This window comes from Buttiauxella sp. S19-1 (assembly GCF_022134725.1).
GTDB classification, from domain to species: domain Bacteria; phylum Pseudomonadota; class Gammaproteobacteria; order Enterobacterales; family Enterobacteriaceae; genus Buttiauxella; species Buttiauxella ferragutiae.
In genome coordinates this window covers 62,561-81,557 of record NZ_JAHWLU010000008.1, presented here as the reverse complement: position 1 = coordinate 81,557, position 18,997 = coordinate 62,561, and the positions used below count along the sequence as shown (strand labels likewise).

Annotated in this window: 23 protein-coding genes; 9 read left to right on the top strand and 14 right to left on the bottom strand. The window is 50.0% G+C overall.

What is annotated here, in order from left to right; all coding sequences use genetic code 11:
* A partial coding sequence (cpdB, locus tag MES37_RS03765; protein WP_237930087.1) for a 2',3'-cyclic-nucleotide 2'-phosphodiesterase occupies positions 1-1,722 on the top strand: 1,722 nt, incomplete at its 5' end.
* A 4-nt stretch (positions 1,723-1,726) separates the two neighbouring features.
* On the opposite strand, the gene MES37_RS03760 is transcribed toward cpdB, so the two are convergent.
* Positions 1,727-2,122: a winged helix-turn-helix transcriptional regulator gene (locus MES37_RS03760; protein WP_064540672.1), complete on the bottom strand. Its 396-nt coding sequence runs from the start codon at positions 2,120-2,122 to the stop codon at positions 1,727-1,729.
* Positions 2,123-2,213: 91 nt separating this feature from the next.
* Between MES37_RS03760 and MES37_RS03755 the strand changes: the two genes are divergently transcribed.
* The 4 genes from MES37_RS03755 to ytfE all read left to right on the top strand — a co-directional run bounded on the left by MES37_RS03755 (position 2,214) and on the right by ytfE (position 5,750).
* Positions 2,214-3,062 carry an SDR family oxidoreductase gene (locus MES37_RS03755; RefSeq protein WP_237930085.1) on the top strand — a complete coding sequence of 283 codons (849 nt, stop codon included), beginning with the start codon at positions 2,214-2,216 and terminating at the stop codon, positions 3,060-3,062.
* Between the two features lie 63 nt (positions 3,063-3,125).
* The gene (locus tag MES37_RS03750; protein WP_064540679.1) at positions 3,126-3,950 is read left to right on the top strand and encodes an AraC family transcriptional regulator; all 825 of its coding nucleotides are present in this window, start codon (positions 3,126-3,128) and stop codon (positions 3,948-3,950) included.
* Positions 3,951-4,028: 78 nt separating this feature from the next.
* Entirely contained in the window at positions 4,029-5,003 is a 975-nt protein-coding gene (locus tag MES37_RS03745; RefSeq protein WP_232887188.1) for a DMT family transporter, read from the top strand.
* 84 nt (positions 5,004-5,087) lie between these two features.
* Entirely contained in the window at positions 5,088-5,750 is a 663-nt protein-coding gene (gene ytfE, locus MES37_RS03740; protein WP_064540685.1) for an iron-sulfur cluster repair protein YtfE, read from the top strand.
* 80 nt (positions 5,751-5,830) lie between these two features.
* Here ytfE and cycA read toward each other — a convergent pair whose 3' ends face one another.
* Positions 5,831-7,243 carry a D-serine/D-alanine/glycine transporter gene (cycA, locus tag MES37_RS03735; RefSeq protein ID WP_064540688.1) on the bottom strand — a complete coding sequence of 471 codons (1,413 nt, stop codon included), beginning with the start codon at positions 7,241-7,243 and terminating at the stop codon, positions 5,831-5,833.
* Positions 7,244-7,532: 289 nt separating this feature from the next.
* Positions 7,533-8,153 carry an FKBP-type peptidyl-prolyl cis-trans isomerase gene (gene fklB, locus MES37_RS03730; protein ID WP_064540691.1) on the bottom strand — a complete coding sequence of 207 codons (621 nt, stop codon included), beginning with the start codon at positions 8,151-8,153 and terminating at the stop codon, positions 7,533-7,535.
* A 264-nt stretch (positions 8,154-8,417) separates the two neighbouring features.
* Between fklB and MES37_RS03725 the strand changes: the two genes are divergently transcribed.
* Positions 8,418-9,005: an OapA family protein gene (locus tag MES37_RS03725; RefSeq protein WP_443106409.1), complete on the top strand. Its 588-nt coding sequence runs from the start codon at positions 8,418-8,420 to the stop codon at positions 9,003-9,005.
* A gap of 79 nt (positions 9,006-9,084) precedes the next feature.
* Here the strand turns inward: MES37_RS03725 and rplI are convergent, their stop codons facing one another.
* The 4 genes from rplI to rpsF are packed head-to-tail and all read right to left on the bottom strand — an operon-like array spanning position 9,085 to position 10,528.
* Positions 9,085-9,537, bottom strand: coding sequence for a 50S ribosomal protein L9 (gene rplI, locus MES37_RS03720; protein ID WP_064515713.1), 453 nt, complete (start codon positions 9,535-9,537; stop codon positions 9,085-9,087).
* A 39-nt stretch (positions 9,538-9,576) separates the two neighbouring features.
* Positions 9,577-9,804: a 30S ribosomal protein S18 gene (gene rpsR, locus MES37_RS03715; protein ID WP_002210155.1), complete on the bottom strand. Its 228-nt coding sequence runs from the start codon at positions 9,802-9,804 to the stop codon at positions 9,577-9,579.
* Between the two features lie 4 nt (positions 9,805-9,808).
* Positions 9,809-10,126, bottom strand: coding sequence for a primosomal replication protein N (priB, locus tag MES37_RS03710; RefSeq protein WP_064540696.1), 318 nt, complete (start codon positions 10,124-10,126; stop codon positions 9,809-9,811).
* A 6-nt stretch (positions 10,127-10,132) separates the two neighbouring features.
* On the bottom strand, positions 10,133-10,528 hold the full coding sequence (gene rpsF, locus MES37_RS03705; RefSeq protein ID WP_034492828.1) for a 30S ribosomal protein S6: 396 nt from the start codon (positions 10,526-10,528) through the stop codon (positions 10,133-10,135).
* Between the two features lie 398 nt (positions 10,529-10,926).
* Here rpsF and yjfY point away from each other — a divergent pair, with 398 nt between their 5' ends.
* Positions 10,927-11,202 (top strand): DUF1471 family protein YjfY, encoded by a 276-nt coding sequence (yjfY, locus tag MES37_RS03700; protein WP_064540699.1) that lies wholly within the window; start codon positions 10,927-10,929, stop codon positions 11,200-11,202.
* A gap of 244 nt (positions 11,203-11,446) precedes the next feature.
* Here yjfY and MES37_RS03695 read toward each other — a convergent pair whose 3' ends face one another.
* Genes MES37_RS03695 through ulaA form a run of 6 tightly spaced genes read right to left on the bottom strand, consistent with a single transcriptional unit; the run spans position 11,447 to position 15,858 of the window.
* Complete coding sequence (locus MES37_RS03695; protein WP_133522966.1) at positions 11,447-12,133, bottom strand: L-ribulose-5-phosphate 4-epimerase; 687 nt, start codon at positions 12,131-12,133, stop codon at positions 11,447-11,449.
* Positions 12,120-12,986 carry an L-ribulose-5-phosphate 3-epimerase gene (locus MES37_RS03690; protein ID WP_064540706.1) on the bottom strand — a complete coding sequence of 289 codons (867 nt, stop codon included), beginning with the start codon at positions 12,984-12,986 and terminating at the stop codon, positions 12,120-12,122. The genes MES37_RS03695 and MES37_RS03690 overlap by 14 nt, the downstream gene beginning before the upstream one ends.
* A 9-nt stretch (positions 12,987-12,995) precedes the next feature.
* The gene (locus MES37_RS03685) at positions 12,996-13,652 is read right to left on the bottom strand and encodes a 3-keto-L-gulonate-6-phosphate decarboxylase UlaD (protein WP_121814462.1); all 657 of its coding nucleotides are present in this window, start codon (positions 13,650-13,652) and stop codon (positions 12,996-12,998) included.
* A 10-nt stretch (positions 13,653-13,662) separates the two neighbouring features.
* Positions 13,663-14,133 (bottom strand): PTS ascorbate transporter subunit IIA, encoded by a 471-nt coding sequence (ulaC, locus tag MES37_RS03680; protein ID WP_064540709.1) that lies wholly within the window; start codon positions 14,131-14,133, stop codon positions 13,663-13,665.
* 9 nt (positions 14,134-14,142) lie between these two features.
* A complete protein-coding gene (ulaB, locus tag MES37_RS03675; RefSeq protein WP_064540712.1) occupies positions 14,143-14,448 on the bottom strand; it encodes a PTS ascorbate transporter subunit IIB in 306 nt (101 codons plus the stop codon).
* Between the two features lie 12 nt (positions 14,449-14,460).
* Positions 14,461-15,858 carry a PTS ascorbate transporter subunit IIC gene (gene ulaA / locus MES37_RS03670; RefSeq protein ID WP_121814463.1) on the bottom strand — a complete coding sequence of 466 codons (1,398 nt, stop codon included), beginning with the start codon at positions 15,856-15,858 and terminating at the stop codon, positions 14,461-14,463.
* 381 nt (positions 15,859-16,239) lie between these two features.
* Between ulaA and ulaG the strand changes: the two genes are divergently transcribed.
* On the top strand, positions 16,240-17,304 hold the full coding sequence (gene ulaG, locus MES37_RS03665; protein WP_237930083.1) for an L-ascorbate 6-phosphate lactonase: 1,065 nt from the start codon (positions 16,240-16,242) through the stop codon (positions 17,302-17,304).
* Positions 17,305-17,407: 103 nt separating this feature from the next.
* Complete coding sequence (gene ulaR / locus MES37_RS03660; protein WP_064540721.1) at positions 17,408-18,163, top strand: HTH-type transcriptional regulator UlaR; 756 nt, start codon at positions 17,408-17,410, stop codon at positions 18,161-18,163.
* Here ulaR and yjfP read toward each other — a convergent pair whose 3' ends face one another.
* A complete protein-coding gene (gene yjfP / locus MES37_RS03655; RefSeq protein WP_121814464.1) occupies positions 18,164-18,889 on the bottom strand; it encodes an esterase in 726 nt (241 codons plus the stop codon).
* Between the last annotated feature and the right edge of the window lie 108 nt (positions 18,890-18,997).

Here is an 18,997-nt window from a genome sequence, read left to right as displayed (position 1 = left end):
CTGGTGGATAACGGAGATCTGATTCAGGGTAGCCCGCTTGGTGATTACATGGCGGCCAAAGGTCTGAAAAAAGGCGATATTCATCCGGTTTATAAAGCGCTGAATACGCTGGATTACGCCGTCGGCAACCTCGGCAACCACGAATTTAACTATGGGCTGGATTACCTGCATATGGCGTTATCCGGGGCGAAATTCCCCTATGTGAATGCCAACATCATTGATGCCAAAACCAATAAACCGCTGTTCACGCCTTACGTCATCAAAGAAACGGTAGTGAAAGATAAAGACGGCAAAGAGCAAACGCTGCGCATTGGCTATATCGGTTTTGTGCCGCCACAAATTATGACGTGGGATAAAACCAATCTGGAAGGCAAAGTGACGGTTAAAGATATTACCGAAACCGCCCGCCAGTATGTGCCTGAGATGCGTAAAAATGGGGCGGATTTAGTGGTGGTTATCGCCCACTCCGGCTTGTCCAGCGACCCATATCATGTGATGGCTGAAAATTCCGTCTATTACCTCAGCGAAGTTCCGGGTGTAGATACCATTCTGTTTGGCCACGCTCATGCTGTTTTCCCTGGCAAAGATTTTGCCAATATCAAAGGTGTTGATCTTGATAAAGGCACGCTGAACGGTATTCCGGCGGTGATGCCGGGAATGTGGGGCGACCATCTTGGCGTGGTTGATTTGGTGCTGAACAACGATAGCGGCTCGTGGAAGGTCACCAGCAGCAAGGCAGAAGCACGCCCAATCTACGACAGCGTAGCGAAGAAAGCGCTGGTGCCAGAAGACGCCAAACTGGTGGAAGTGATGAAACACGATCACGACGCCACGCGCGAGTTTGTCAGCAAGACAATCGGCAAATCCTCCGACAATATGTACAGCTATCTGGCATTGGTTCAGGATGACCCGACGGTGCAAGTGGTCAATAACGCGCAGCTCGCCTACGTTGAAAAATACATTCAGGGCGACCCGGATCTGGCGAATTTGCCGGTGCTGTCTGCTGCGGCACCGTTCAAAGTCGGCGGGCGTAAGAATGACCCAGCCAGTTTTGTTGAAGTGGAAAAAGGCCAGCTCACCTTCCGTAATGCCGCCGATTTGTATCTTTACCCGAACACGCTGGTGGTAGTAAAAGCCACCGGCAAAGAGGTGAAGGAATGGCTGGAGTGTTCCGCTGGGCAGTTTAATCAGATTGATGTGAACAGCAGCAAACCGCAGTCGCTGATCAACTGGGATGGTTTCCGCACCTATAACTTTGATGTTATCGACGGCGTGGATTACCAGATTGATGTGTCGCAACCGGCGCGTTACGACGGCGAATGCCAGATGGTGAACCCGAAGGCCGAGCGTATTAGAGGGCTGACGTTCAAAGGCAAGCCAATCGACCCGAACGCGACTTTCCTGGTGGCAACCAATAACTATCGCGCTTACGGCGGCAAGTTTGCGGGTACCGGTGATAGCCATATCGCTTTCGCCTCGCCGGATGAGAACCGCTCGGTGCTGGCGAACTGGATTACCGCGAGCAAAGAGATTCACCCAGCTGCCGATAACAACTGGCGCCTTGCGCCAATCCACAGTAATCAGAAATTAGATATTCGCTTTGAAACTTCACCGTCGGAGAAAGCCACCACCTTTATCAAAGATAAAGGCCAGTATCCGATGAAAAACGTTGGCAACGACGAAATCGGCTTTGCGATTTATCAGTTGGATTTGAGTAAGTAATCACTCACGCGTCCCGCTCACTGCGGGACGCCATTACCCTTGGCAAATTCCCTTCGATCCAATCAGCCAGTTCAGCCACTTTCTCAGCCACTTCACAGCCCAACGGCGTCAAACTGTATTCCACATGAGGCGGTACCACCGGGTAGGATTTGCGATTCACGAAACCGTCGGCTTCCAGCCATTGCAGCGTTTGCGCGAGCATTTTTTCACTCACCCCGCCCATTTTACGGCGCAGGTCGCTAAAGCGATGTGTACCACCCTGCAAGGCCACCAGAATCAGCACGCCCCAACGGCTGGTGACGTGCTTTAACACATCTCGCGACGGGCATTGTTCGGCGAACAAATTGCCATCACGCATTTGCTCGGTTAACGACAACGGGCGGTTCTCAATCTCACTCATTTCATACTTACCTTTTTGTGCGTACTTACTTAAAGTTAGTGCTGGTGATAGTGTGGCACAACTTAAGCAGAACCCCCACAGGAGATTTATCATGATCGCGATTACCGGAGCTTCCGGCCAACTGGGCCAACTCGTTGTTGAGGAATTACTGAAAACTGTTGCTGCTGACCAACTGGTTGCTATTGTGCGTAACCCAGCAAAAATTAAGGCATTTGCTGAGCGTGGCGTTCAGGTTCGTGCGGCCAGCTATGAAGATAAAACCGCGCTGGTGCAAGCGCTGCGTGGCGTTGAAAAACTGCTGCTGATCTCTTCAAGCGAAGTCGGTCAACGTGCGGTTCAGCACCACAACGTGATTGAAGCCGCCAAAGAAGCGGGCGTGAAACTGATTGCTTACACCAGCTTGCTGCATGCCGATTCTTCACCGCTCGGTCTGGCAGATGAACACATCGCAACCGAAGAAATGCTTAAACAATCAGGCATTCCATTTGTGCTGCTGCGCAACGGTTGGTATACCGAAAACTACCTCGCCAGCGTGCCGCCAGCACTGCAACATGGTGCATTTATTGGCAGCGCCGGAGAAGGCAAAATCGCCTCGGCCACGCGTGCAGATTATGCGGCTGCTGCCGCAAAAGTGATGACCCTCGACAACCAGGCGGGCAAAGTTTACGAACTGGCTGGCGACCACGGCTGGACGCTATCTGAGCTGACGGCAGAATTGACGAAACAAAGCGGCACAACCGTGGTGTATCAAAACCTGCCAGAAGCTGATTTTAAAGCGGCGCTGCTGGGTGCTGGCCTGCCAGAAGGGTTAGCCGCAATGCTGGCAAACTCCGATGCTGGCGCATCGAAAGGTGGCCTGTTCGAGGATAGCCGCCAGTTGAGTCAGTTGATTGGCCGCCCAACCACCTCACTTGCCGAAAGCGTGCGTTCTGCGCTGTAATTGTTAACTTTCCGTTAAACCAGGACATCCCTATACTTACGGGGTGTCCTGACGGAGATTAATGTGCAAGGCGTTCCTGAACAGTTCAGTGATGAAAAAGACCACGCTCAATTCCGGCATCTGCCACAGCTGCCCGGCGTTGAGCTTTATCACGCGCATATTTCTCGTTACGCCTTTGAACCGCACACTCATGAAGCCTTTGGTGTTGGCACTGTGACTATGGGGGCCGAGCGTTTTCGTTATCGCGGTGTGCAGCATGTCGCCGCCACGGATTCGTTAGTGTTGATGAACCCTGATGAACTGCATACTGGTGAAGCGGCTACCGAAGATGGCTGGCAGTACCGCATGATTTATCTCGAACCGGACATTCTCGAAGCGGTGACGGGTTCGCGTAACTGGTCATTTAATGAAGTGGTCACTTGCGATCCGCTACGGGCGAGCCACGTATCACGCTTGATTAACGGGTTATGGAACGAAAACGATCCGCTGGCTCAGCAAGGATTGTTGCTGAATCTTATCGATACGTTTAAGCCTTATGCTCACCATTTACCCATGACGCGGCAAGAGTCGGCGCATCGTTTTGAGCAAATTCGGGACTATCTGCACGATAATTATATGCACCCAGTAACGCTTGATGAGCTTGCCGCCGTGGTTTCGCTGAGTCCTTATCACTTTCAACGCATGTTCAAAGCCCATTTCCACGCCACGCCGCATCAGATGCTGATGGCGATTCGCCTGTGGCACGCCAAGCGACTCCTGACGAATGGGATGCCCGCCGCTCAAGTTGCCGCTGCTAGCGGGCTCACCGATCAGGCCCATCTGACTCGCGCCTTTTCCCAGCGTTATGGCATCACGCCGGTGCGTTATCAAAAGCAGGTCGCCCGTTAGCAATACCGCAAGCTGGTACAATATTTTCCTCCAGTCCACACCTACACTCTATGCAAAGCATTTAAGTGGATGAAGAAAATGTTAACTGGTGTGTTGTACGCCCTGCTGGCTGGGTTGATGTGGGGGCTGATTTTCGTAGGGCCACTGATTGTTCCTGATTACCCTGCTGCAATGCAGTCAACCGGACGCTATCTGGCGCTGGGGCTGATTGCGCTCCCGTTGGCCTGGTTTGGACGCCAGCGTCTGCGCCAGTTGACCCGCACTGACTGGTTCACCGCGCTCAAGCTTTCGACCGTCGGCAATCTGATTTATTACGTCTGCCTGGCCAGCGCGATTCAGCGCACCGGGGCGCCCATTTCCACCATGATTATCGGCACGCTGCCGGTCGTTATTCCGGTATTTGCCAACCTGCTTTATAGCAAGCGTGATGGCAAGCTCCCGTGGCACCGGCTGGCACCTGCGCTGGTGATTATCGCGCTGGGCCTGGTAATGGTGAATACCGCCGAATTACGCACCGGCGAGCTCGATTTCAGTTGGTGGAGATATATCAGCGGCATAGGGCTGGCGTTTATTTCTGTCGCTTGCTGGGCGTGGTATGCGCTGCGAAATGCCCGTTGGCTGCGTGAGAATCCGGATAAAAACCCGCTGATGTGGGCAACTGCGCAAGGGCTTTCTATATTGCCGTTTTCATTTATCGGATACATCGCGGTTTGCTTGTGGATGTCTCGCACCGACAGCGACTTTGCCCTGCCCTTTGGTCCACGTCCGGAAGTCTTTTTAACGTTGATGTTAGCCATTGCACTATTTTGTTCGTGGCTGGGTGCGCTGTGCTGGAACATTGCCAGCCAGCGCTTACCGACGGTAATCGTCGGCCCGTTAATCGTCTTTGAAACCCTGGCGGGACTGGCTTACACATTTATGCTGCGCCACAGCTGGCCGCCGTTGATGACATTACTGGGCATCGTCTGTTTGGTTGCGGGCGTGGTGCTGGCCGTGTTGACGAAACCGCAGAAAAGTACAATCGCTGAAGTGGTTATGACGACGGATAAATAGCGTCTTACCTCGAAATAGTCATAGCGCCGACATAAAGATGCATTTAATATGCATCTTATATTATCGACAACGAGGTATTTGCTCATGGCTTTCCGCGACCAGGCTTTAGGTGAACTGGCTTTAACCATTCCACGCGCTTCCGCGCTGTTCCGTAAATTGGATCTCGATTTCTGCTGCGGCGGAAAGCAGACACTTGAACGTGCAGCGACACGTAAAGAGTTGGATCTTGATGCGATTGAAGCAGAACTAGCAACGCTTGCTGAACAACCAGTTGAGAAAGAGTGGCGTGCGGCACCGCTGGCCGAAATCATCGACCATATTCTGGTGCGTTACCACGACCGTCACCGCGAACAACTACCAGAGCTGATTCTTCAGGCAACAAAAGTTGAGCGCGTACATGCAGATAAACCGAATGTACCGAAAGGCCTGGCGAAATATCTCACCATGCTGCATCAGGAACTGAGCAGCCATATGATGAAAGAAGAACAGATCCTGTTCCCGATGATCAAACAAGGTATGGGTTCACAGGCGAACGGCCCAATTAGCGTGATGGAAAGCGAGCATGATGAAGCGGGTGAATTGCTGGAAGTAATCAAACATACCACCAATAATGTGACACCACCGCCAGAAGCCTGCACCACGTGGAAAGCCATGTATAACGGGATTAACGAATTGATTGATGACTTAATGAACCACATTAGTCTTGAGAATAATGTGCTGTTCCCACGGGCGTTAGCTGGGGAATAAATCAGTAAGATAACCCTCACCCCGGCCCTCTCCCTCAGGGAGAGGGGGAAAACCATACCGTTAGGGTGAGGGCTAAAAAATTACTTACGCATTGCCGCAATGCGCTTCTTGCCGATAAACATCCAGCACACACCTAACACCGCAAACCACAATGGCGTCACCATCAGGGCCTGGCGGGTATCCGTTTCCAGCGTCAGCAGCACAATCACAAACGCGAAGAACGCCATACATACCCAGCACATCAGCTTACCGAGCGGCATTTTGTAGATAGATTTCTCATGCAGATGCGGACGCTGTTTACGATACACGAGGTACGAGCACAGAATAATCGTCCAGACGAACATGAACAGAATCGCCGAAACGGTAGTGATCATCGTAAAAGCGGTAATGACGTTCGGATTCACATAAAGCATCACCACGCCACCCAACAAGCAGATGCAGGAGAAGGTTAAACCTTTCGCCGGAACCGCGCGCTTAGACAGTTTCGCAAAAGCCTTCGGCGCTGCACCATCTTGTGCCAGGCCGTATAACATACGGCTGGTGGAGAACACGCCGCTGTTGGCAGAAGAAGCTGCTGAAGTCAGCACCACGAAGTTGATGATGCTCGCCGCAGCTGGCAAGCCGACCAGAACAAACAATTCAACAAACGGACTTTTATCTGCGACCACAGAACGCCATGGTGTCACGGACATAATCACGATCAGCGCCAGGACGTAAAACACGATAATACGCACCGGAATCGAGTTAATCGCACGCGGCAGTGATTTCTCTGGGTCTTTGGTTTCAGCAGCGGTTGTCCCTACCAGTTCAACGCCTACAAACGCGAACACCGCAATCTGGAATCCGGCAAAGAAGCCGCTCAGCCCTTTAGGGAACCAGCCACCGTCATTCCACAGGTTATTGAGGGATGCTTCAACGCCAGACGGAGAGTGGAAATTGGTTAAAATCATCACCCCGCCAAGGACAATCAGCCCAACGATAGCGACAATTTTGATCATCGCAAACCAGAACTCCATTTCACCGAACATTTTAACGGTGGCGAGGTTCAGGCTCAGCAGTATCAGGATGACTGCCACTGACGCAACCCAATCCGATAATCCAGGGAACCAGAATTGCGCATAGGACGTAATGGCCACGACGTCAGCCATACCGGTGACTACCCAACAAAACCAGTATGTCCAGCCGGTGAAGTAGCCTGCCCATGGGCCTAACAAGTCTGCGGCGAAATCACTAAACGACTTGTATTCAAGATTTGATAGCAGCAATTCGCCCATGGCGCGCATGACGAAGAACACCATAAATCCGATGATCATATAAACAAAAATTATCGATGGGCCAGCAAGGCTGATGGTTTTACCCGAGCCCATGAATAAACCTGTGCCGATGGCACCGCCGATGGCGATAAGTTGGATGTGACGGTTAGTTAAGTTGCGCCGTAGCGACTGTTCGGACGGAGCTTCAGCTACGTCAGCTACTTTAATCTGATCTACCATGTTGTATGTTCCTGTCTGTCTGTGGTGTTCAGGCTCTACTGGCCTTTGAAATGTGATGTTGCCGAAATGTTGCACTGCAAGGCAGCGACAATAATAGGGAAGAATTGATGGGGTGAATATCTGAAAAAAACAATATTGTTAATTTTATGTTGTTTTTGTGTACATAATCACCCTAATAGCGAGAATTGCATCACAAAAGCACCTTATGCAGAAGTAAAACCAGAATAAAATAATGCGAACTAATATTCAGGCAAGTGAAAACCCCGCCGAAGCAGGGTTATTTGAACGCTTACAGAATTTCCAGCAGTTCAACTTCAAAAACCAGGGTGCTGTACGGAGGAATGGACGCGCCAGCGCCACGCTCACCATAAGCCAGGTTATGAGGAATAGTCAGTTCCCACTTTGAGCCAACAGGCATCAGAGTCAGCGCTTCAATCCAGCCTGCGATAACGCCGCTTACCGGGAACTCAGCAGGCTCACCACGTTGTACGGAGCTGTCAAACACGGTGCCATCAACCAGTTTGCCGGTATAATGCACACGAACGTGATCTTTACGCGCTGGGATTGGACCAGTGCCTTGAGTCAGAACGCGGAATTGCAGGCCAGATTCAGTGCTGCTCACGCCTTCTTTGGAGATGTTTTCTTCCAGGTATTTCTGACCTTCAACAGCCATTTCTTTCTGGCGTTCCTGGCGAACAGCATCAGCACGCTCGTGGACTTCACGCAGTGCACGATGAACAACGTCAACTGGAACTGCCGGAGCATTCCCTTCCAGAGCATCACGCAAACCCGCTACCAGCGCTTCTGGCAGCAGGCCTTGCAGACCAGATTCACTGAGTTGTTGACCTACCTGTAAACCAATACCGTAACTTGCTTGCGCTTCGACGCTGTCAAAAGAAGGGGTCGTCATGGGTTTTCCTTTAATGTATTTAAAAGCAGGCCAGCAGCATAGCAGCGTCAATCTATTGGGTAAAATGCAAAAGCGGCAAAGGTGACAAATGCAGACGAAACAGGAACAATGGTTTGAATGAATGCTAAATATCAGTGGCAATAGCGAGTTAGATGACGAGTAGAACGTCACATAAACCTGGATTGTGCAATGCATCAAATAGTTAGCGTTCTATAATGGAAGGGATAATGACAGAGCACATTGTGTATATGAGGAGTGTTGCTGATGCGATTCGCTATTAAACCCTGGCTTGCGCGGATTTGGCACGCACCCGATAACATCCGGCTGATGGACCCACTGCCGGCCTTGCATCGCCGCGGCATTATTATTGCGACACTGGTCGTCGTGGCAGGATTTCTGTGGCCAATGCCTGATGAGACAGTCCGTCCGGTCACCCGCGATGCGCAGCTCTCTATTGAATCGCAATCCCCAATTCGTGCCCACTTAGTCAACCCACCAGCCAATACTGAACCAGCGACGCCTGTCGAACCTTCTCGCGTTGAGGAACAACCACAAGCGCCAACCCCACAAGCCAATAATGATATAGAGCAGCAATGGCGTTCATACCGTGTAGAGTCCGGGCAAACCATGGCGCAGCTGTTCCGCGATCATAATTTACCGCCCGCTGATGTTTATTCAATGGCGCAGGTAGAGGGCAACAATAAACCGCTGAGTACTTTGCAAACCGGGCAGATGGTGCAGATTCGCCAGAATGCCAGTGGCGTGGTGACAGGGCTGACAATTGATATTGGTAACGATCAACAAGTGCTGTTTACACGCCAGCCGGATGGCAGCTTTGAGCGTGCTCGTTAACAGCTGATTTGATTTAGCGGATACAGAAATGCAAAACGCCGGCACAAGGCCGGCGTCTTTACGTGTGAATCAGCGAAAATTACGCTTCAGCAACAACGTTTACGATCAGTTTAGCGAATACTTCGCTGTGAACCTGGAAGTCCACTTCGTGCTCACCAGCGGTACGCAGAACGCCGTTCGGTAAACGAACTTCGCTCTTAGCCACTTCAACGCCAGCTGCAGTTACAGCGTCAGCGATGTCACGGGTACCGATGGAACCGAACAGTTTACCTTCGTCGCCAGCTTTAGACGCGATAGTAACAGTTTCGAGTGCGTTGATCTTCGCAGCGCGAGCTTCAGCAGCAGCCAGAACGTCAGCTAATTTAGCTTCCAGTTCTGCACGGCGTGCTTCGAAGAATTCAACGTTTTTCTTGGTAGCAGGAACAGCTTTGCCCTGTGGTACCAGGAAGTTACGAGCATAACCCGCTTTAACGTTAACCTGATCACCCAGGCTACCCAGGTTTGCTACTTTATCAAGCAGAATAACTTGCATTACCTTATCCTCTCAAAGTCATTAATGGACAGTGGCCGATTACTGATGACGATCAGTATATGGCAACAAAGAAAGGTAACGAGCGCGCTTGATGCAGCGAGCCAACTGACGCTGGTATTTTGCACGAGTACCGGTAATACGGCTCGGGACAATTTTACCACTTTCAGTGATGTAGTTTTTCAGTGTAGCGATATCTTTATAATCAATCTCTACAACGCCTTCCGCGGTGAAACGGCAGAACTTGCGACGACGGAAATAACGTGCCATTAGGCTAGTCTCCAGAATCTATCAATTCAATCTGCTCGGCATGCAATACCACTTTGTTCAGCCCATTTTTTGCCTGATGGCAACTAATGAAACCATGAACTGTGAGTACCGTGCCGACCGTTATACTTTGAGTAATGGCTGAGTGTGCGTGCCCGCTAATAATAACTGGCATACGGCACCACGCCTGCCGATCTAAACCGGCTTCCTTTTGCACAGAACGGTGCTCAAGCACGAACTGGCAATGAGGAATTCCTGACGGGCTAACCTTGCGAAGGGGCGTCTTGCACACTGTGCCAGACAATACCAGGCGGTTGGCCGTCATTGGAAATTACTCTTCAGAATCCCCAGCATCTGCATCATCAGCAGTTTCGCTAGCGAAGTCATCGCGACGATCACGACGTTCGTCTTTAGCTTTAACCATTGGTGAAGCTTCGGTTACAGCGTGCTTAGTACGCATAACCATGCTACGGATAACGGCGTCGTTGAAGCGGAAGTTAGTTTCCAGCTCATCGATCACTTCCTGCGGAGCTTCAACGTTCAGCAGAACGTAGTGTGCTTTGTGCAGTTTGTTGATCGGGTAAGCCAGTTGACGGCGGCCCCAGTCTTCCAGACGGTGGATCGTACCTTCTGCTGCAGTGATTGCACCAGTGTAACGTTCGATCATACCCGGAACCTGTTCGCTCTGGTCAGGATGGACCATAAAAACGATTTCGTAATGACGCATCGAATTGCTCCTTACGGATTATTCAGCCTCCTGTCAGGGTCAGCCGCGGCCCATGGAAGCAAGGAACGTGTTTATAAAGGCGGCTGAAAAAATTGACGCGTAATCATACAAGTGCAGCCAGCTAAACTCAAGGCAATACAGAAATTAATTCTTTTGCATGAAGGCTAAAATTTAAACTGCGTACTAACTCAGTGAAATCTATAACTTTGACGTAGATCACTTTAAATTTTTGACCAACACCATCAGAAATGGTCGCTTTTTATTCAACATGATGGAGTTACACTTACTGTCATAGGCCGCCACTATTTATTAACAGGAGCGACGACCGCATCTAACACACTAAGTTGTATACCCTGGCTGCTTCAGAACGCTGGGCTATGGGTATAGTGGAGCGGAATATGAAAACTATCGCATTAGCCTTTGTCGCTGCACTTTTGCTTTGCGTGAATGCGACAGCCGCTATCAAAATAGACAACCATCAGGCAAAAAATATGGATGATGTGATGAGCTTAGGGGTGATTTACATCAATCATAATTTTGCTACCGAACAAGAGGCCGAAGTCGCGATTAATGGCGACACGGATCAGCACGGAGCAAAGTACTTTCACCCGATATTGATGAGAGAGCCAGATAGCAACGGCAATATGCGTATCAGCGCTGATATCTATCGGTAATAGAATGCAATGAGGTAATGAAGTAACGCGTTAACACCAGGAATACCACAACGACATAGAAAGCCAACGTTTGACTTGCCCCCGCTTGCGGGGGCCTTTTTATTACGCTTTCTCATTCAAAATACAGGGGTGTTGGCTGCGTTCACTCACCCCGGTCACTTACTTTAGTAAGCTCCCGGGGATTCGCTCTCTTGCCACCTAGCTGTATTTCGAATGAGCTCGCGTAATACCTAATAATGCTCAACTAACGCTGTCCGTAATAAGCATTTGCGCCGTGTTTGCGCTGAAAATGCTTGTCCATCAAATAGCTGTCGATTGGTTTTAACTGCGGGTTTATACCCTGTGCAATCCATGCCATTCGTGCGACTTCTTCCATGACCACTGCATTATGAACGGCGTCTTCAATGCTTTTTCCCCACGTAAATGGGCCGTGCTGATAGACCACGACACCAGGCGTGTGCAAAGGATTACCACTGCCCAGCGTTTCAATGATGACATTGCCGGTGTTTAGCTCGTATTCGCCTTGCACTTCATCGCAGGTCAACGGGCGGGAACAGGGAATATCTCCCAAAAAGTAATCAGCGTGTGTGGTGCCGAGAGCCGGAATACTGAGCCCAGCCTGCGCCCATGCGGTTGCGTGAGTGGAATGGGTATGCACTACGCCGCCGAGTTCGGCGTACTTTTTATAAAGCGCCAGATGGGTAGCAGTGTCCGAAGATGGTCGATACTTCCCTTCAATGACCGTACCGTTCAAATCCACGATGACCATATCGTCCGCAGACATTTGTTCATACGCTACACCACTAGGCTTGATGGCAATGTATTGCCGTTCACGGTCTATCCCGCTGACGTTTCCCCAGGTAAACGTCACCAGACCATGGCGCGGTAATGCCATGTTTGCTTCAAATACCTGTTGTTTAAGCTGCTGCATCGCCGGCCTCCTGCAACCCAGCCGCCGCCATTCGCGCCAATACCCAATCGCGAGCGGCAATGACTTCGGCAATCGGATCCGCCGCAGTCTCACTCCACATTTCAATTAAATATGGGCCACGGTAGCCACTGCGTTTTAATGTTTCAAAACAGCGCTCAAACTCCACTACCCCACTGCCGAAGGGAACATTTTTGAATACCCCCGGACGCGTGTCTTTTACATGTACTGCCACGATATGTCCGCGCCCTGCTTCGAGTTCCATCTGAACGTCGTTATCCCAGGCGGATAAATTCCCGATGTCCGGGTAAAGCTGGAACCACGGGTTATTCAGGTAATGTGCATACCCCATCGCTTTGCTGATGGAATTCATCAGCGGGTAGTCCATGATTTCCATCGCCAACGTGACTTGCGCACGGCTCGCCATTTCGACTGCCAGAGTCAAACCTTCACGAAAGCGACGGCGAGTTTCATCGTTAGCTTGCTGGTAATAAACATCGTACCCAGCCAGTTGGATGACGCGGATACCCACATCCTGCGCAAACTTAATGGCTTTGCGCATTATCTCCAGCCCCTGATTACGCACCGCGTCGTCTTCGCTTCCTAGCGGGTAACGGCGATGCGCACTCAAGCACATCGAAGGCACGCGAACGCCGGTTTGTGCTACAGCCTGAACCAGCGCTATTCTCTGCTCGCGGCTCCAGTCCAGACGCGCCAGGCGCTCATCGGTTTCATCAACTGACATTTCGACAAAATCGAACGCCAGGCTGGCGGCAAGCTGCAATCTTTCGAGCCAGCACTCCCCTGCAGGGAGCGCTTTTTCGTAGATACCTAGCGGAACTTGCTTATGTAACATGAGCCGTCCTTAACCCCAGAGCTGGGCGATAGTGCGCTTAAACTGGCGTGCTGCTTCTACCGGAGATTGCGCATCACGAATACTTCGCCCGGCGATAAACACATGGATTGGAATACTTTTAAATAGTGGTAAATCCTCCAGAGCCAGGCCGCCGGTCACCGTCACTTTAAAGCCCATATCGGAAAGGCGTTTGATGGCACTGATATCTGCTTCACTCCATGCCACCCCAGCGGCTTGCGCATCACGACTTCGGTGATAAACCACCTGTTCGATTCCTGCGGTGCGCCATTCCTGTGCCTGTTCCCACGTCCAGAAACCGGTCAGTTCGATTTGCACATCACCGTTAAATTCACGGGCCACTTCCAGTGCACCTTTGGTGGTGTTGATATCAGCACAGCAAATGACGGTCACCCAATCGGCATTGGCTTCAAAACACATCCGCGAAAGTATTTTCCCGGCATCGGCGATTTTGGCATCTGCCAGTACAATTTTATGTGGGTAGAGCGCCTTGAGATCGCGCACAGCTCGCACGCCCTCCCCGACACAAAGAATGGTCCCCACTTCAATAATGTCGACTTCTTCAGCTATCAGGCGCGTAGTTTTGTATGCGTCTGACATGGTTTGGTTATCCAGCGCAACTTGCAGCATCGGTAATGAATGAGACATGAAAAGCTCCTTAAGCAGTTGCCAGCGCCGTAGCGCGGTCAATTAAATCCAGCACTTCCTGTTCGGAACGGCAGGCGCGTAAACGGTCAAAATTGGCTTCATCTTCAAACAGATTCACAATCTGCATGATGCCGATTTCCTGATGGGTGGTGGCATCAACGGCCGCCATAGTGATGAGGATGTCCACTGGGTCGTTATCTTCATGGTTGAACACCAATGGTGTTTTCAGCGTCACCAGTGAAAAACCGGTGCTTTTCACTCCTTCCTCTGGGCGACCATGCGGCATAGCAAGGCCCGGAGCGATAACGAAGTAAGGGCCAAATTGCGCCACACCATCGAGAATCGCCTGGTAATATCGCGGTTCGACGATGTCTGCCTCCACCAGCAAATCGACGCCGATTTTTACCGCGTCCTGCCAGGTTTTGGCTTCAGCCTGTAAACGTACGGAATGGTTTTGTGCCAGAGAATCACGTAATTTCATTGGCGTTCCTTACTTCAGATCCTGAGGAAAATGCGCGGTGATCACTTCCATCAACTTTGGTCCGAAATCCGCCGCAGAAAGCATATTGCGAACCCCCACCACATGTTTGTTGCCGGTCACGGTGATTTCACCTGCGATGTGCGTCGAAGCGATAATCACATCGGCACCGCTCAGTTCACTTTTGTATTCCCCCACGGCACAACTGTTTACGGAATGATCAACACCTTGCTGCGTCAAAAACTGATCCACTTTCATTTTCATGATCATGGAACTGCCTTGCCCGTTACCACATACAGCCAGAATTCGTACGGTCATAATCTCAATTCCTTAATTGGCGGAAGATTCCGTCAGTTGTTTTTCAGCATCTTCTTCCTGGCGCAAGGTGCGCCCGGCGAAGAACATGTAAACCAGTGCAATGACTATCACGACCCCCATAAACCACAGGCCCAGTGTTAATCCTTCCATTAGCGGAGGTGCCAGAATCGACCAGTCGGCCATGCCCATCCAGGCACTGAGTCCGGTAAGTTTTACCGCCCAAACGCAACCGAAGATTTCAATCATGCCCATCACCAGGCAGATTTTTAGTGCAGCACGCCAGCCGCCAAAGTGGTTGGCAAACACGCCAATGGTGGCGTTCGAGAAGAACATCGGGATGAAACCAGGAATAATCATGATGGAGGAGCCAGCGGCGATGAGAATACCGACAGCGATAAGCTGGCCGATGGTTCCCCAGATAAAGCCCCACACCACGGCGTTAGGCGCAAAGCTATAGATAGCCGCACAGTCAATGGCAAGCACCGCACCGGGAATCAAGCGCTGCGAAATACCGTTAAACGCTTCGGAGAGTTCAGCAACAAACATCCTGACGCCCTGCACGATAATGAAAATCGCCACGGCGAACTGGAAGCCGGTTTGCAATATGTAGATAGTCCAGTGTGTTTTACCCGCCATAGCCTGCATGACATCAATGCCGAATGAGCAAAGAATCACACCGAAAAACAGCGTCATTACAATGGCAGTGGAAACGATATTGTCATGGAAGATGTTGAGCCAACCGGGCAGTTTGAGGTCTTCAACGCTCTCCTCTTTTTTGCCCAAATACGGCGCAATTTTATAGGCGATCCACGAGGCGAATTGCTGTTGGTGGCCAATGGAAAAACCGCTATTTTCCGTCACAGCTTGCGTAGGTTTGTACATCATGTTTGAGGTGATGCCCCAATAGAGGGAAACCAGAACAGCGGTGCAGATGATGGTCGTCCACATCGGATACCCGAGAATAAAGAAGAACACCGCTATTAAACCGGCTTGCTGGAACATGATGTGCCCAGTCAGCATGATGGTGCGAATCCCCGTCACGCGCCGTAACAGCACATAAGTTATGTTGAGAGCCAGCGCCAGCAACACCGCGTACCCCACCCAACTGTAAGCGTCCCCCATCCTTTCGATAGTGGCCATCATTGAGGCATAGGTATCTGAGATCGCGCCATTAATTCCATAAACCTCAGACATTTTTGCCACTACCGGTTTAAACGTGCCGGTCAAAATGCCAGAGCCTGCTTGTAACAGCATGAAACCAATAATGGTTTTAATGGTGCCTTTGATAATCACACTGGCGCTTTTTCGCAGCAGCAAGTAGCCAAGACAAGTGACAATCCCCAACAACAGCGGGGCGTTGGTCATTACCTGGTTAAAAAAGATGGTAAAGACGTTGTAGAGGATCTCCATAAAGCTCTCCGTAGGGTAGTCGCTCCCTGTTTTGATGAGAAAACAGGCTGAAGTAATGTTCGCCCTCACTTTATTTGTCAAAAATAATCACAACAAGATTGAAAATGATTAATTGTGAGATGCCACGCAATTTATTTTCCACAGTTTCACAATGGTTAATGCTTCATAATAAATTCAGACAAATAATCACTAAATATCATGTGAATAGTGAGAGTAAAGCACTGCAGCGATGTCATTAAGTGAGTTTTTTATGGAATCAAACAGCAAACAAGAAAACTAAAAAACACTTCTCAAGTTAATTTTTTGATGTCAATATCAATCAAATTAAATCATTTAATGACCACTATTGATTTTAAATTCTGAATGGAAAGGAGAGAAATGATGAGCAAGGTTAAGACGATTACCCGCGAATCCTGGATATTGAACACCTTCCCGGAGTGGGGAAGTTGGCTGAATGAAGAAATTGAGCAGGAAGTTGTCGCTCCTGGCACTTTTGCCATGTGGTGGCTGGGCTGCACGGGTATCTGGTTGAAATCTCAGGGTGGTGCGAATATCTGTGTAGATTTTTGGTGCGGAACCGGCAAACAAAGCCACGGTAACCCGCTAATGAAAAAAGGCCATCAAATGCAGCGCATGGCTGGCGTCGAGAAGCTACAACCAAACTTGCGTACCACGCCATTCGTGCTCGATCCTTTCGCCATTCGTCATATTGATGCAGTGCTGTCGACGCATGATCACAACGATCATATCGACGTCAACGTGGTTGCTGCCGTAATGCAAAATTGCGCTGATGATGTGCCGTTTATCGGGCCACAAACCTGCGTTGATTTATGGATTGGCTGGGGAGTTCCACGCGAACGCTGCATTGTGGTGAAGCCTGGCGATATTGTGAAAGTGAAAGATATTGAAATTCATGCGCTGGATGCCTTTGATCGCACTGCACTTATTACACTACCTGCGGATGAAAAAGCACTGGGCGTACTGCCGGATGGCATGGACAAGCGGGCGGTAAATTATCTGTTCAAAACACCAGGCGGCAATCTGTATCACAGTGGCGACTCCCACTATTCCAACTACTATGCCAAACATGGCAATGACCACCAGATTGATGTGGCACTCGGTTCTTATGGCGAGAACCCACGCGGGATCACCGATAAAATGACCAGTGCTGATATTTTACGTATGGCGGAGTCACTGAATACTAAAGTTGTCATCCCGTTCCATCATGATATCTGGTCGAATTTCCAGGCCGATCCACAAGAAATCCGCGTCTTATGGAACATGAAGAAAGATCGCCTGAAATACGGTTTTAAGCCGTTTATCTGGCAAGTTGGTGGCAAGTTTACCTGGCCGTTGGATAAAGATTTATTCGAATATCACTATCCTCGCGGTTTTGATGACTGCTTTACCCTCGAACCAGACTTACCGTTCAAATCCTTCCTGTAATAACATAAAGCCGGGTTTACGCCCGGCATCTTCAGCATAACTTTAGGTGTTTCATTATTTTTCAAATATCATCTTTAAAAATCATCTTTCCTCGGGAATAAGCATGACCGAAGCACAACGCCACCAAATCTTGCTTGATCTGCTCCAGCAGACTGGGTTTGTTACTGTCGAACAAGTTATGGAACGCCTGGCAATCTCTCCCGCTACAGCACGTCGTGATATCAACAAACTGGATGAAAGCGGCAGGTTAAAAAAAGTCCGCAATGGTGCCGAAGCCATTAGCCAGCAGCGCTTACGTTGGACGCCAATGAATATACATCTGGCGCAAAATCATGATGAGAAAAGCCGTATTGCCAGCGCCGCTTCTGCCCTCGTAAAACAGGGAGAAAGTGTGGTGATTAACTGTGGGTCGACCGCTTTTTTACTCGGCCAGCAGATCTGCGGAAAACCCGTGCAGATCATTACTAACTATCTGCCGCTTGCTAATTATCTTATCGATCAAGAACATGAAAGTGTGGTGATCATGGGCGGTCAGTACAATAAAAGCCATTCCATCACCCTTGGGCCTCAAGATAACGATACTTCGCTGTACGCCGGACACTGGATGTTTACCAGCGGTAAGGGTTTGACTGCGGAAGGGCTTTATAAAACTGACATGCTGACGGCAATGGCTGAGCAGAAGATGCTAGGTGTGGTGGGTAAACTGGCAGTACTGGTTGATAGCTCGAAGGTGGGCCAACGTGCAGGTATGCTTTTTAGCCGGGCTGAGCAAATTGATTTAGTCATCACCGGTAAACAAGCAAACCCTGAAGTGGTCAAAAAGCTTGAAGATCAGGGTGTGCAGGTCATTCTTGTGTAATCAAAGATATTCGCTAAAAAAGCGGCTGGTCGCCTCAAGCGCTGAAGGGGTAATACGATGCTTCACTCCCGGTTCACGCAAGCAAAGAAGCTGTTTGTCCAGCCCCTTCTCAATCAGTGCCTGTTGTAAACGCCAGGTTTCTGCCGCCGGAACTACGTCATCTTCTTCGCCGTGCCACAGCATTAGTGGCCGGTTCCCGGCCTTTTCCAGTTGATGGCTGATGTCGTAGTCTGCAAGTTTGTTAAGTGATTCCAGATCTAACACCTGCGGTGGGAACAAACTTTTACCAAGCGATATGAAATATCCCGACCCCATCAGGCATGCCACACAACTCACTTGCGGGTAACGCGCCATAATTCCAAGAGCGGTCATTCCTCCCATCGACGCACCACCTACTGCAACACGATGTTCATCTATGGGATAACGTTCGCACAGTGCCTTGTGAAGCTGAGAAAACTCATCAATATTTTGTTTGAGAATCGACCAGAATTGATACAGCCGCGCCGCATCGTCTCCATTGAAACGGGAACCATGCTGCTCGGCATCAGGCATAATCACGCGCATTCCGGCCTGAGCGAGTGCGACAGCAAAGTAGCTGTACACCAGTTTGGATGACGTAAAACCGTGATAGAAAAAAACTACCGGCAGTTTGCTTTCTTTTTTCCCGGCAGGTACAGCATGCAGAACTTCGATACCGCCTAACTGCTCGGTGTACATTTCTATCATTGGAATCGCTCCGGATCATTATGCGTCTTCTTTTGTAAGCCAGCATTCACTAGATGGCAAGCCATGTGCTTACATAGATTCTTATTCACTATGAGATCTGCTTAGCGA